Source organism: Clostridium sp. 1001275B_160808_H3 (assembly GCF_015550425.1).
In the GTDB taxonomy this organism is placed as follows: domain Bacteria; phylum Bacillota; class Clostridia; order Clostridiales; family Clostridiaceae; genus Clostridium.
The window spans coordinates 38341-53623 of the sequence record NZ_JADNAT010000022.1; the positions used below are offsets into that span (position 1 = coordinate 38341).

A 15283-nucleotide genomic window follows, 5' to 3' on the forward strand; every position below is an offset into this window, starting at 1 on the left:
ATTAGAGTTAGAGTTTAAGTATTCCTAGTTTACTATATTACTAAAAAAATATATAATTAAAATAAACTTCAGAGTTATCTCTGAAGTTTATTTTAAAATATTTATATTATAGTTGAAAGGAAACAAAAGTATGAGAATGAAAGCTTATGCTAAGGTAAATATATCTTTAGATATAGTAGGAAAGAGAGAAGATGGGTATCATTTGTTAGAAATGATTATGCAATCTATAGATTTGTATGATGAAATAGTTATAGAAAAGCAAAAAAAAGAAATAACTATAAAATGTAATAAACCATATGTTCCAACAGATGAGAGAAACTTAGCTTATAAGGCTGCACAATTATTTATTGAAAAATATAATATAGATAGTGGAGTAAATATAAATATAAAAAAGAATATACCAGTATGTGCAGGATTGGCAGGTGGAAGTACTGATGCAGCTGCTGTTTTGAAGATAATGAATTTTCTTTTTAACATTAATGTATCTGATGAGGAACTAATGGTTCTTGGATTGAAATTAGGTGCAGACGTTCCTTATTGTATAAAGGGTGGAACTGCTTTGTGTAAAGGAATAGGTGAAGAAGTTACAGAATTAAAGGGGTTTAAAGATAAGATTATAGTCTTAGTCAAGCCGCCTTTTGGGGTATCTACGAATAGTGTATATCAAGAATTTAATATGGAAAAGGCTAGAAACCATCCTAATACAAATTTAATAATAGATGCCATTAATAATGATAATCTGAAAATAGTTTGCGATAATATGAAGAATCTACTTGAAAATGTTACTTTGAGAAAGCATAAAATTCTTATAAGTATTAAAGAGGAGATGAGGCATAATGGGGCTATGGGAACTATGATGAGTGGTAGTGGCCCTACTGTTTTTGCGTTCTTTGATGATATGCTTAAGGCTCAAAGGTGTTTTGAAAAAATGAAGGAAAAGTATTCTGATGTATTTATAACAAGAACAATTTAATTTGTAAGTATAAACCTCCGAAATGTGGCAATAATTTAGCTATAAGGGGGTTTTGAATTATGAAGAAAAGAGTTTTTATTATTTGTTTAATATTTATTATATTTAGTATGACAGGATGTTCTGGTGTTGTAATTGGACAAGGTGTTGAAGAAAATCATGAATTGATTTATGATGATATTGTAAATGAGATAATAAGATTTCATGTTATAGCTAATAGTGATAGTGAAGAGGATCAAAATTTAAAATTAAAAGTAAGAGATAAAGTTATAGAGTATGTTTCAGATAAATTAAAGGATTGTAAAGATCTAAGTGAAGCAAGAGAATTTATAGTTAGTAACAAATCAGAAATAGAATTAATTGCAAAAAATACTGTTATTGAAAATGGATATTCATACGATGTAACAAGTATGCTTTCAAGAGAAAATTTCCCTGATAAGGTTTATGGTGATTTGATTTTCCCTCAAGGAGAATATGAGGCTTATAGAATTTTAATAGGAGAAGCAAAGGGGCAAAATTGGTGGTGTGTAATGTTTCCTCCTTTATGTTTTGTAGATGGAACAAAAGATGCAGTTGACTCTAAAGAAATTGAAGAAAAGCTTTCTGAAGAAAAAGCTAAAGATGAAAATAATATAAGGTCTGAAAATGAAAATAAGAATAAAAAAGCTAATATTAAATTTAAATCTAAAATATTTGAGGTTTTATTTAAAGATAAGGATAAATAATCTATAAAAGTTAAAATATAAATATTGATAATTTATTTTAATAAATCTAAACTATATTTTATAAATAAACTATAGTGCAAAAAAATAAAATAGTAGATGAAATATATTGCTTAATAAAAATATTTTGTTAAGTTTGAAATCTTGATATACGTTTTGGACAAGTTGATTTTAGTTTTTATTATAAAAGATAAATAGTTATAAAAGTATTGAAAGTAAATAAAATTAAGTGGAGGGGATTAGATGAAAAAGAAAGCAGTTATATCATTAAGGAGTTTTAATGATTTAGACAAAGAAGATGTTATAGAAGTTGTTACTCCAGGGGAATTTTTTGTAACAGAAGATGGATTTAAAGCTGTATATGAAGAAACAGAAATATCAGGAATGAATGGAACGACAACTACGTTAACTATGCTTAATGATGCATTAGTGCTTGAGAGAGAAGGTAGTACAAGTGCGAAAATGGATTTTAAGAAGGGAGAAACGTCTATATCATTATATAATACTCCATATGGAGTTCTAGATTTACAAATACATACTGAATATTTAGAAGTAGATATAGATGAGAATGGTGGAGACATAGTAGCTAAATATTCAATGGAACTTGCAGGTCAACCTCCGATAACAACTAAATTAGCAGTAAATGTTAAGACAAATTAATATTGTATAATTAATCTTAGTAACTAAGTGTATATTTAAAACTTTTTTACTAAGGTTTTTATTTTTTTTAGATAGAAATGAATATGTAGAGTAAATAATGGAAATAATATAGAGAATAGAGGTGATATTGTGAATTGTGCAAATAACTTAGACAAAACAACTATAGTTATAAATGTTTTATGTGCACACTTAGGAATCGACGCAAGAGAAATCAATAAGAAATTAAAAAAGAAAGAAAATAAATATATATTTCTTTTATTATTAAAAAATTACAAGTGTCTTGATAAAGAAAAAGTAAAAGAAATGCTTGATATTATTAGTGACAAAAGTATTAATTATAACATCAATAAAGCTCAAGAAAAATTATTAATAAATAAAGAGTTCAGAGAAATGTATTTTAAAATTGAAGAGGGATTAAATAAAATAATATAAATAAATAAAAAAGTACTAGAATTTTTTATTCTTCTATGATATCATACTATTTATTGAATTTAGGCATTATAAACCCATCATAAATAGTGAGGTAATTATGATTATATCAAGTAGGGGATTTAGTGTCAAGAAAATAAATTAAAAAATTTTATTTTTTTGGAGGAAAAGTATGAAAACTAAGTACGTGTTTGTAACGGGAGGAGTAGTATCTTCTTTAGGAAAAGGAATAACAGCAGCATCATTAGGGAGATTATTAAAAAATAGAGGGCTTAAAGTTTCTATACAAAAATTCGATCCATATTTGAATGTAGATCCAGGTACAATGAGTCCATATCAGCATGGGGAAGTATTTGTAACTGATGATGGAGCAGAAACAGACCTAGACTTAGGGCATTATGAAAGGTTTATAGATGAAAATTTAAGCCAAAATAATAATGTTACAACAGGTAGAATATATTGGTCTGTGATATCCAAAGAAAGAAGAGGAGAATACTTAGGTGGTACAGTTCAAGTAATACCACATATTACAAATGCTATAAAAGATAGAGTTTATAGAGTAGCTAAAGAAAAAGAAGTAGATGTAGTAATTACAGAAATTGGTGGAACAGTTGGAGATATAGAGTCTCAACCATTTCTTGAGGCGATAAGACAAATTAAATATGAGGTTGGTAGAGAAAATGTATGTTTTATACATGTAACGTTAGTTCCTTACCTAGGAAAAGCTGGAGAATTAAAAACAAAACCAACTCAACATTCAGTTAAGGAGTTAAGGAGTATAGGGATACAGCCAGATATTATTGTTTGCAGATCTCAGAAGGAATTATCAGACGATATAAAAGCTAAGATAGGATTGTTCTGTAATTTAGAAGCTAAATGTGTTATACAAAACTTAGATGCAGAGCACTTATATGAAGTTCCACTTATGTTACATAAAGAAGGTTTAGATAGATTAGTTTGTGAAAAATTAGAATTAGGTTGCAGAGATATAGATAATACTGAATGGATTCAAATGGTTCAAAAGGTAAAGAATCTAAAGGAAAATGTAAAGATAGCTTTAGTGGGGAAATACGTAGAATTACATGATGCATATATTTCAATAGTTGAGGCTTTAAATCATGGTGGTTTAGCTAATGATTGTAATGTAGAAATTAAATGGGTTAATGCTGAAGATGTTAATAAAGATAATAGTAGTGAAATTTTAGGAGACTGTAATGGTATTTTAGTTCCAGGAGGTTTTGGAGACAGAGGGATTGAAGGAAAGATAGAATCGATAAAGTTTGCAAGAGAAAATAATGTGCCGTTTCTTGGAATATGTTTAGGAATGCAATGTTCAGTAATTGAATTTGCAAGAAATGTATTAGGATACGAAGGAGCAAATAGTGCTGAAATTGATCCTGAGACTAAATATCCTGTAATTGATATAATGCCTGATCAAAAAGATATAGAAGATTTAGGTGGAACTATGAGATTAGGATTATATCCATGTAAGTTAGATAAGGACAGTAGAGCTTATGAAGTTTATAATGATGAATTAATATATGAAAGACATAGACATAGGTATGAATTTAATAATGAATTCAGAAAAGCTGTAGAAGAAGCGGGTATGGCTATTACTGGAACTAGCCCTGATGGAAGACTAGTAGAAATTGTTGAAGTTAAAAATCATCCATGGTATGTTTCAGTACAATTCCATCCGGAATTAAAATCAAGACCAAATAGACCACATCCATTATTTAGTGGATTGATTAATGCTGCATTAAATAAAAAGTAATTAATAAAAGCTGAGAGGCTACACTCTCAGCTTTTATTATTAATATAAAATATAAATATGCTATTATTCAGTGAGAAAGCTGATAAATTAAATAATATAAATTATATGATTAATTCAATAATAATTTATTTATTCCAAAATACATGCTTTAATTAATAATCCTCATAATAACTTATATATCTAAATACTTTTAGTAGAATAAAGATGGACATATATGAGATAAATTTAGTAAAATAACTTGTATAAAAGATGCAAATATATTACAAGAGGTTTAAGCTTATGAAAACAAAGAGTATAACTTTAAAGTTATGTTTACTTTTAAATTTATTTATAATAGCAGTTTCTGTAGTTATAGGAACGTGGTCAATAAAGGATACAAATAAGATAGTTCAAGTTGAAATGGGGAAAATGAATAGTGAAATTTTAGAAGAAGTTTCAGATAATATTTCTATATTAGTATCAAATATTGAGGAGATTGGAAATAACATCGTTGAGGATAATAAATTAGTAAGTGCTCTATCTGTTAAAGCAGAGGAAGTAATAGAAAATACAGATGATGTTATGGATTCTAGTAAATATGTAGAAGGCTTATTAAACGAACAAGTATGGAAATACGGAAAGTATAATATGAAGCCTGAGCTTTATGTAATTTCTGAAAACGGTTTAAATTTTAGCACGTATTCTAAAAATAAATATACGATGGATTCGATAAAAAATGAGCTTTGGTATAATAAAATAATTGAAGCTGATGGGAGTACGGTTCTTATCAGTACATTTGAAGATGAAGATGGGATAGGGCCTTATAAGTGTATATTTAGAATGGGAAGAGTAATAAAGGACTTGATTTCAGATGAAACATTAGGAGTTCTTATCATGGATGTAAGTGAGAAAATGCTTTATGATAGGTATAATAAGATTATTAAGGATGGTAGAAATATATATATTATAGACATAAAAGGAAATATAATATCAAGCAAAGATAAGAGGCTAATAGGAGAAAATTATTATAAAAAATTAGATTATGGAAATTACATAGAAACAGAGGAATGGTACTCAATATTTGAAAGAGATAATGTAGAGTTTATGAAGATGGTATCTACATTAGATAGGTATGGATGGTCAATAATTGAAGAAATACCACTACATATAGTTAGACAACCGATAAAGCAAATAACACAAAAGTTTTTGTTAACTTTAATTTTAGTAACCATTGTCTCATTTATAGTTATTTATAAAATTTCTATTTGGGTTACTAAACCAGTTATAAATATAAAAAATACAATAGAAAAAGTAATGAGAGGAAATTTAAAAGTTAAAGTTGAGGTTGATAGAGATGATGAAATTGGCATGTTAGAAGAATCATTTAACAATATGGTTAAATGGTTGGATGATTCTATAGAGGAAATAAAGGAAAAGGAAAAACAAAAGCGTATAGCAGAGTTAAGCTTCTTGCAAGCCCAAATTAATCCTCATTTTCTGTATAATACTTTGAGTGGAGTCAGATTTTTAGTTTCTATGAATAAAAATGATGATGCAGAAGAAATGTTATATAAATTTTCGAAGTTATTAAGAAATATATTGCCTAGGGCTAGTGAACTTATTTCATTAGAAGATGAGATAGAAGTAGTTAAAACTTATGTAGAACTTCAACAAATTAGGTATCCTGGTGGATTTAAAGTAGATATAAGTATAGATGAAAATATAAAAAGCATAATGGTTCCGGCATTAATATTGCAGCCAATTGTTGAAAATGCTATTTTTTATAGTATGGAGAACGAAGATAATAAGGGTGAGATAAAAATAAAGGGTTATGTAAACGATAAATATATAATTATAGAAATAAGTGACAATGGTAAAGGAATGAGTAGCATTCAAATAAATAATGTTTTTAAGAATAAAGAATCTATAAATAGAGTGGGATTGATTAACGTTCATGAAAGAATACAATTGAATTATGGAAAGGATTATGGGATCGAGATAAAAAGTCAAGAAGGGAATGGGACAAGGATTATATTTAAATTACCTAAATAAGGAGGATGGACTATGTTAAATATATTAGTTGTAGAGGATGAGGGACCAATAAGAGATTGGATTGGATACACTATAAAAAATATTTCAGAGGATTTCAATATAGTTGGAAGTGTAAGCAATGGAAAGGAAGCTTATGATATTGTCTTAAAGAGTACACCAGATGTCATTATAACAGATATAAAGATGCCAGTTATGGATGGGATAGAGCTTTCTAAAAGAATAAAAGAAGTGGCACCAGAAGTGTATATAATAATACTAACAAATTTTGCAGAGTTTTCATATGCTAAAGAAGCTATAAGTTGTGGAGTTTACGAGTATTTAATAAAATCAGATATTAGGCCTAAGGAACTTAGTGAAATACTCCACAAGATAAATGAAATAATAAAATCTAAGGTGAGAATTACAACTGAAGAAAAATTAGATAAGCAGAATATTATTAAGTCTAAAGTATATTCGAGATCGATAGAAAAGGCTCTAAAGTATATAGAAGATAACTATAAAAAACATATTTCTCTTATGGATGTATCTAAGCACATATATTTATCGCATGAATATTTTTCAAGGCTTTTTAAAGAAGAAGTAGGAGAAAATTTTAGTACGTATTTAACTATTTATAGAATAAACAAAGCTAAAGAGTTAATAAAAAATACAGATATGAAAATATCTCAAGTTGCCTTAGAAGTAGGTTATTCTAATGCGGGATATTTCTCAAAAAATTATAAAAAGTATACAGGAATTTCACCAGAAGAAGATAGGTATTGATAATGTTATAACAAAATGTCAAATAAATTATAGAAAATCAATATTTTACAAATATAAGATAAGTAATAATGAATTGATAATAAAATTATATCCAAATAATTATATTTAATATCAATATTCTTTATATAAAGTAAGAGTTTATTAATGTATAATTAGATTGAATAAAAGATATTATAGGTTATTATCCACTATAAAGGAGATTAAATGATTAAAAAGTTAAATAAAATATTGATGGGAACATTAATATTAATTATAACAATAGTTTTTGTAGCATCCTTAGGTGTTAATATGAATAATAGCTTAAAGGCAAAGGAAGAAAAAAACTTAAAAATAGCAGTTATCTTTACTGGAAGCGGATTAGGAGATAAGTCATTTAATGATTTAATATATGATGGTTTACTAAAAGCGCAGAAGGAGTTAGGTATAGAATTTGATTATGCAGAACCAATACATCCTGAAGAGTATGAAAAAAGCATAATGGAATTTGCAGAAACAGAAGAATATCAATTAATAATTGCTATTGGTCCTGAACAAGAAAGTGATGTGAAAGCGGTTTCAAAAAAATACCCTAATCAAAAGTTTACTTTAATAGATTCAAAGCTTGAAGCAAAAAATATAAGTTCTATCTATACAAGATGGGAAGAACAGGCATTTTTGAATGGAGTTATTTCCGGAATATTAAGTAAAGAAGAGTATGAGAAGACGGGATATATGAGTAAAGCAGGAATAATATTAGGAATGGACGTGCCATATTTAAGAGAGGGATCAATAGGATTTGAAGCTGGATTTAAATATATTAATCCAGAGGGGGAAGTTATGACAGCTATAGTAAACGATTTTAAAAATCCTCTTAAGGCTAAGGAAACTTCGTTATTGATGTATAGCAAAGGGGTTAAATATATACAACACTTAGCAGGAGCATCAGGACTTGGTGTCTTTTCAGCAGCTAAAGAAAGTGGCGGATATGCTTTTGGAGTAGATGAAAATCAAAATTATTTTGATCCGAGTGTTATAGTTTCTACATCTATAAGATATATGAATCAAATTATTTTTAATGAAATTAAATATATTAATGATAACACTTGGAATGATGGGGTACATTTATCAGGATTAAAAGAAGGTATTATAGATATTACTAGGGAAGGGTCAGAAGTAGAATTAGATCCAATGGTTATGAAAACTGTTAATAAGATAAAATCAAAAATAGTGAATGATGAGTTAAATATACCTAAGAATAAAGATGAACTTGAAACTTGGGTTAAATTAAATAAATACGAGGAGTAAATGGAGGTTTTAATATGAGAGCTTTTGATATTATTGCTAAGAAGAGAGATAAAAAAGAGTTGAGTAAAGAGGAAATAGAATTTTTTATAGAAGGTTATACGAAAGGTGAAGTTACAGATTATCAAACATCAGCACTATTAATGGCAATTTATTTAAATGGATTTAGTAAAGAAGAAACAGTAAATTTAACAATGGCAATGATTAAATCAGGAGACGTTGTTGATTTAAGCGAAATAAATGGAATAAAGGTTGATAAGCATAGTACAGGTGGTGTAGGAGATAAAACGTCTTTAATATTGGTACCTATGGTTGCAGCAGCTGGAGGAAAGGTTGCTAAATTATCAGGGAGAGGATTAGGACATACAGGAGGAACGCTTGATAAGCTTGAAGCAATTCCAGGCTTTGATATAAATGTATCAAAAGACAACTTTATAGATTTTGTTAATAAATCAGGACTTGTAATAGCTGGACAAACACAGAACATAGTACCTGCTGATAAGAAAATATATGCGCTTAGAGATGTTACGGCTACTATAGATAGTATTCCTTTGATAGCTGCTAGTATAATGAGCAAAAAAATTGCATCAGGTTCAGATGCGATATTATTAGATGTTAAATATGGTGATGGAGCATTTATGAAAACTAAAGAAGATGCTGAAAAACTTGCAGAAGCTATGGTTTCTATAGGAAAGGGATTAAATAGAAATACATCAGCAGCTATAACCTTAAATGGAGAACCTTTAGGATATGCAATAGGAAATGCGTTGGAAATTCAAGAAGTAATAGAAGTTTTAAGTGATAGAGGTCCAGCAGATTTAAGAGAGTTATGTTTAAGACTTGGTGCTCAAATGCTTAAATTATCTAATATAGAGGCTGATGTAAATAAGGGAAGAGCTATTTTAGAGGAAGTTCTTAAGAATGGAAAAGCTCTTGAAAAATTAAAAGAGCTTGTAGCTAACCAAGGTGGAGATACAAGAGTAATAGAAGATAAGAATCTATTTACTATTGCAGAGATAGCACATGAAGTAAAGGCTCAAGAAGAAGGATATGTATATGAATTAAATGCAGAAAAAGTAGGAATAGCTTCATTGTTAGCAGGAGCAGGAAGAGAAACTAAGGATGATGTAATAGATTATGGTGCTGGAATAATATTAGCTAAAAAGATGGGAAGCTATGTAAATAAGGGCGATATATTAGCTACTATATATACAAGTGACATGACTAGAGTTGAAAAAGCTGAAGAGATGCTTTTATCAGCTTATAAAATGTCTGATGAAAAGCCAGCTAAATCAGATATAATACACAAAATAATTGAGTAAATAAATGAGTTAGGAGATAGAAATGGACATAAAAGATATATTAAAAACAGTTGATCATACATTACTTTTACAAACATCTACATGGGACGAAATAAAAGTCATATGTGATGATGGTATGAAATATGGAGTTGCATCAGTATGTATTCCACCTTCTTTCGTGAAAAGAGCAAAAAATTATGTTGGAGAATCATTAAAGATATGTACTGTAATAGGATTCCCTAATGGATATAATACAACAGAGGTAAAAGTTTTTGAAACAAGGGATGCTATACAAAAGGGCGCTGATGAAATTGATATGGTAATAAATATAGGAATGGTAAAGGTAAAAAACTACAACTATATAACTAACGAAATAAAACAAATAAAAGAAGCGTGTGGAGATAAAATATTAAAAGTAATAATAGAAACTTGTCTCTTAACTGAAGAAGAAAAGATTACATTATGTGAGTGTGTTGCAAAATCTGGAGCAGAATTTATAAAAACGTCTACTGGTTTTAGTACAGGTGGAGCAACTATTGAAGATATAGAATTATTTAAAAAGTATGTTGGAAAAGATATAAAAATTAAGGCCGCAGGTGGAGTTAAGAGTATTGAAAAAGCGGAAGAATTCATAGAAAAAGGAGCTTCAAGACTCGGTACAAGCTCCATAATCAAAATAATGAATAATGAAGAAGTTAAGGGATATTAAATATTCTTTAATTAAATAATAGCGCTTAACAATATTTTATCAGCGATAGTTAAATTTTAATTATATTTAAATAGTTAATCGACAATATCATCTGATATTATAGAAAATTTAATTAAAAGGCAAAAAATTCTATTACTATACTTCTTATTTTAGAAATAAATATCAAAATTTATATTTATTAGAATTTAGGACTAGTACAAATCAATATATTAGATATATAATATGCATATAGGAGAAATTTATTAAGTTTTATCAGAGATGCATAAGGAGAAATGAAATGGCAGTAACTATAGATGATATAGCAAAAAGAGCAGGCGTATCTTCTGCAACGATTTCTAGGGTATTAAATAATTCATCTTATGTAAAAGAAGAGACAAAAGAGAAGGTGCTAAAAGTTATTGAAGAAATGAATTATGTTCCCAGTTCAATAGCAAGAAGTCTTTCTAAAAGAGAGACAAACACTATAGGAATAATAGTTCCAGATATAACAAATTCATATTTTGGTGAGATAATAAAAGGTATAAGTAAAGTCGCAGAAGATGTAGGCTTAAACATAATATTATTTAACACAAATAATGATGTGAAAAGTGAGATTAAAGCGCTAGATGAAGTTAAGAAACACAGATTAAAAGGAGTTATAATGACTCCTGGATTTGGAGATACTGAGTTTCAAGATATATTTACTGATATGATAAATAGCATAAATATACCCATTGTATTGGTTTCTGCAGACCTGAATTATATGGACTTAAATGGAGTATTTGTTGATGATATAAAAGGCGGATATGATGCTACAAATTTATTAATACATAAGGGCCATAATAAGATAGGAATAATAACGGGGATAATAAGCTCAAGCTCAGCAGCAAATAGACTTAATGGATATAAAAAGGCATTAATCGAAAATAATATTTCAATTATGGACAATTATATAAAGGATGGAAAATTTAATTTAGACAAGTCCTATGAATTAACTAAAGAATTTTTAGATATGCCGAATCCACCTACTGCAATAATTTCATGTAGTAATAGGATGACTTTAGGTGTCATTAAAGCTTTATTTGAGAGAGGCAAGAGGATTCCTAATGATATAGCATTAGTTGGATTTAATAAAATTGATCTTATAGATATATTAGGTATTAACTTAACTTATATAGAAGACTCTCCGACGGAATTAGGACAATCATCTATAAAGTTGCTTTTAGAAATATTTGAGTCTAATGAAAAAAATAAAATTAAAAGAATAAAGATACCACCTAAATTAATTTCAAATGGCTCAGAAGATAGGGTTGATCAATAAAAATTTAAGCAAATTTGTAAGCGGTATCAATAGTTAATATTATTTAATGACGCACTTCTTTGTATATCAAAGATTGCTATATATTATTTTATGGAGGGATTATTATGAAAAAAAAGCTAATAGCACTAACACTTGCTGCTCTTATGGTTACTGGACTTGTAGGTTGTGGTAGTAATGGGAATGAAGGAAAAGGCGAAGGCGAAACAAAGAAAGATTTAAAAGTAGGTATGGTTACTGATGCAGGTACTATTGATGACAAATCATTTAATCAAGGTACTTGGGAAGGTATAGAAAAAGCAAAAGCAGATTTTAAAATTGAAGATAACTACTTAAAACCATCTGGAACTACAGAAGCAGATTATATGAAGGAAATAGGAAACCTATTTGATACAGATTATAAGTTTATAGTTACTCCTGGATTCAAATTTGAAACAGCTATATTCCAAGCTCAAGATAAGTATCCAGATGCTAAATTTGTAATCATTGATGGATCTCCTAACAATGGAAAACAAGGAAATGATAATGTAGCAAAGGTTGGAGAAAATGCAGTTGCTATATTCTTTGCTGAACATGAAGCTGGTTTCTTGGCAGGGGTAGCTGCTTCTCTTGAGTTAAAAGAAGGTGAATTAGGATTCATAGGCGGAATGGAAATACCATCAGTTCAAAAATTTAACTGGGGATTCCAACAAGGTGTTAAATATGCAAATGAGAACTTGAATACAAAAATGAATATCAAAGCAGAAAATGTTGTTTATCAAGGTTCATTTGATAACGTAGCAGCAGGACAACAATTAGCAGCAACTATGTTCGATAATGGAGTTAAAGCAATATTTACAGCAGCTGGTGGAGTTGGTGTTGGAGCTATAAATGAAGCTAAAACAAGAGCAACAGCTGGTAAAGAAGCATGGATAGTTGGTGTTGACGTTGACCAATATGCTGATGGTGTATACAAGGATAATAAATCAATCATTTTAACTTCTGCTATGAAAAAAGTAGATTCAGCTTCATATGAAATGGTTAAAGCTGAATTAGAAGGCAAGTTCCCTGGAGGACAAACTTTAACTTTTGATGCAAAAAATGATGGAATTGGACTTCCAAAAGAAAATCCAAATTTAAGTAAAGAAACTACAGGTAAAGCTGATGAAATATTCAATCAAATAAAAGAAGGTAAAATTAAAGTAGCTGGTGAAAAAGGCGATTTAATTAAGTAATTTATATAAGGAAGCTTAAAGGCTTATCCTTTAAGCTTCCTTATAAATATAAAAAGAGGAAAGCGGTGAATTATATGGAGTATGTAGTAGAAATGCTTAACATTCGAAAAGAGTTTCCAGGGATTGTGGCAAATGATAATGTAACATTACAACTAAAAAAGGGAGAAATTCATGCTCTTTTAGGTGAAAATGGTGCAGGAAAATCTACATTGATGGGAATGCTTTTTGGGATGTATCAACCAGAAGCTGGAGCAATAAAAGTAAAAGGGAAAGAAGTTAAAATTTCTAGTCCAAATGTGGCAAATGATTTAGGAATAGGAATGGTTCATCAACATTTTAAATTAGTTGAAAATTTTACTGTAACAGAAAATATAATTTTAGGTTGTGAACCAAAAAACTTTTTAACAGTAGATATAAAAAGTGCTGCTAAAAGGATTGATGAACTATCAAAAACTTACGGCTTAAATGTTGATCCATACTCAAAAATTGAAGATATATCTGTTGGGATGCAACAACGTGTTGAGATTTTAAAAATGTTATACAGAAATGCTGAGGTTCTTATATTTGACGAACCAACAGCCGTTTTAACTCCTCAAGAAATTGATGATTTAATTAAAATAATGCAAAATCTTATAAAAGAAGGAAAATCAATAATTTTAATTACACATAAGCTAAAAGAAATTAAGGCAGCTGCAGATAGATGCACAGTTATAAGAAGAGGAAAGTGTATAGGAACAGTTGATGTTAAAACAACTACTGAAGCTGATATGGCTAAGATGATGGTTGGAAGGCAAGTTTCATTTAAAGTTGATAAAGTAGAAGCAAAGCCAGGAGATGAAGTATTAAGGCTTGAGAATTTATCAGTTAAAAATAATAAGAAGGTTTTAGGGTTAAAAGACTTTTCATTAAATGTAAGAAAAGGTGAAATAGTTGGTATAGCTGGGGTTGAAGGAAATGGACAAACAGAATTAGTAGAAGCTATAACTGGCATGAGAGGTATAGAAAGTGGAAGTATATTCTTTAATGGAAAAGATATTACTAAAACTTCAATAAGAAATAGGATTGATGAGGGGATAGCGCACATCCCAGAAGATAGACATAAAAGAGGACTTATTCTTGATTATACTATGGAAGATAATATGGTTCTTAAAGTTTATAAAAATGAACCGTTTTCTAAAAATGGACTTATAAATAGAAGTAAGATAACTGAATATGCAAATAATATTATTGAAACATTTGATGTTAGAGCTGGCGAAGGTGGAAAATCAATAGCTAGATCTTTATCAGGTGGTAATCAACAAAAGGGGATTATTGGACGTGAAGTTCAGTCAAATCCTGATTTATTAATAGCTGTTCAACCAACTAGAGGATTAGATGTAGGATCTATAGAATACATACACAAAAGACTTGTTGAACAAAGAGATAATGGGAAAGCTGTACTTTTAGTATCTCTAGAATTAGATGAGATACTAAATGTTTCAGATAGAATTGCTATTGTTAATAATGGCGAACTTATAGGAATAGTAAATGCCTCAGAAACAGATGAAAATGAAGTTGGACTAATGATGGCAGGAATAAAGAGAGGTGAAAGCTAATGGAAAAAAATCAAGGCTTAAAATCTATAATGGCTGTTATTTTAGGAATTATAGCAGGCGCGATATTAATGGCTGTTATGGGATTTAATCCTCTTGAAGGATATGAATTTTTATTCAAGGGTGGTTTAAAGAACCTAGAAAGAATAGGTAACACTATAGCCACTGCAACTCCATTAATGCTAACAGGACTTTCAGTTGCCTTTGCATTTAAAACAGGATTATTTAACATTGGAGCACCGGGCCAAATGTTATTTGGAGGATTTTGCTCAATTGCAGTAGGGCTATCTTTAGATTTACCTAAAATGATCCTTGTTCCTATTGTTGTATTAGCTGGTATTTTAGGAGGCGCAATATGGGCTACAGTTCCTGGAGTTTTAAAAGCTAAATTCAACGTTCACGAAGTTGTATCATCAATAATGATGAACTGGGTAGCTTATTGGATAGTGTATTATAATATTCCAAAATATTTCAAAGGTGAATTCTTAGAAACTGAATCAAAGATGTTAGCAGATTCAGCAACTTTAAGAGCATCTTGGTT

General features: G+C 29.1%; 13 protein-coding genes and 1 pseudogene. All 14 read left to right on the forward strand.

The window, feature by feature from the left end; all coding sequences use genetic code 11:
* Positions 1-130: 130 nt before the first annotated feature.
* Complete coding sequence (gene ispE / locus I2A75_RS14660; RefSeq protein ID WP_195265854.1) at positions 131-973, forward strand: 4-(cytidine 5'-diphospho)-2-C-methyl-D-erythritol kinase; 843 nt, start codon at positions 131-133, stop codon at positions 971-973.
* Positions 974-1032: 59 nt separating this feature from the next.
* Positions 1033-1695 (forward strand): stage II sporulation protein R, encoded by a 663-nt coding sequence (gene spoIIR / locus I2A75_RS14665; protein WP_195265856.1) that lies wholly within the window; start codon positions 1033-1035, stop codon positions 1693-1695.
* A gap of 240 nt (positions 1696-1935) precedes the next feature.
* Positions 1936-2352 carry a DUF1934 domain-containing protein gene (locus I2A75_RS14670; protein WP_195265858.1) on the forward strand — a complete coding sequence of 139 codons (417 nt, stop codon included), beginning with the start codon at positions 1936-1938 and terminating at the stop codon, positions 2350-2352.
* Between the two features lie 129 nt (positions 2353-2481).
* Positions 2482-2784 carry a hypothetical protein gene (locus I2A75_RS14675; protein ID WP_195265860.1) on the forward strand — a complete coding sequence of 101 codons (303 nt, stop codon included), beginning with the start codon at positions 2482-2484 and terminating at the stop codon, positions 2782-2784.
* A gap of 169 nt (positions 2785-2953) precedes the next feature.
* Positions 2954-4555, forward strand: coding sequence for a CTP synthase (locus I2A75_RS14680; RefSeq protein WP_195265862.1), 1602 nt, complete (start codon positions 2954-2956; stop codon positions 4553-4555).
* A gap of 279 nt (positions 4556-4834) precedes the next feature.
* A complete protein-coding gene (locus I2A75_RS14685) occupies positions 4835-6586 on the forward strand; it encodes a histidine kinase (RefSeq protein ID WP_195265866.1) in 1752 nt (583 codons plus the stop codon).
* A 12-nt stretch (positions 6587-6598) separates the two neighbouring features.
* A complete protein-coding gene (locus I2A75_RS14690; RefSeq protein ID WP_195265868.1) occupies positions 6599-7348 on the forward strand; it encodes a response regulator in 750 nt (249 codons plus the stop codon).
* 204 nt (positions 7349-7552) lie between these two features.
* Entirely contained in the window at positions 7553-8632 is a 1080-nt protein-coding gene (locus I2A75_RS14695; protein ID WP_195265877.1) for a BMP family ABC transporter substrate-binding protein, read from the forward strand.
* A gap of 14 nt (positions 8633-8646) precedes the next feature.
* Positions 8647-9951, forward strand: a complete 1305-nt coding sequence (locus I2A75_RS14700; RefSeq protein ID WP_195265880.1) for a pyrimidine-nucleoside phosphorylase — start codon at positions 8647-8649, stop codon at positions 9949-9951.
* A gap of 22 nt (positions 9952-9973) precedes the next feature.
* Positions 9974-10639, forward strand: a complete 666-nt coding sequence (deoC, locus tag I2A75_RS14705) for a deoxyribose-phosphate aldolase (protein WP_195265882.1) — start codon at positions 9974-9976, stop codon at positions 10637-10639.
* A gap of 277 nt (positions 10640-10916) precedes the next feature.
* The gene (locus I2A75_RS14710) at positions 10917-11939 is read left to right on the forward strand and encodes a LacI family DNA-binding transcriptional regulator (RefSeq protein ID WP_195265884.1); all 1023 of its coding nucleotides are present in this window, start codon (positions 10917-10919) and stop codon (positions 11937-11939) included.
* 104 nt (positions 11940-12043) lie between these two features.
* Entirely contained in the window at positions 12044-13150 is a 1107-nt protein-coding gene (locus I2A75_RS14715) for a BMP family ABC transporter substrate-binding protein (protein ID WP_195265886.1), read from the forward strand.
* Between the two features lie 74 nt (positions 13151-13224).
* Positions 13225-14745, forward strand: coding sequence for an ABC transporter ATP-binding protein (locus tag I2A75_RS14720; RefSeq protein ID WP_195265897.1), 1521 nt, complete (start codon positions 13225-13227; stop codon positions 14743-14745).
* Positions 14745-15283: pseudogene (locus I2A75_RS14725) on the forward strand (ABC transporter permease); the annotation flags it as partial. The gene I2A75_RS14720 and the pseudogene I2A75_RS14725, both read left to right, overlap by 1 nt.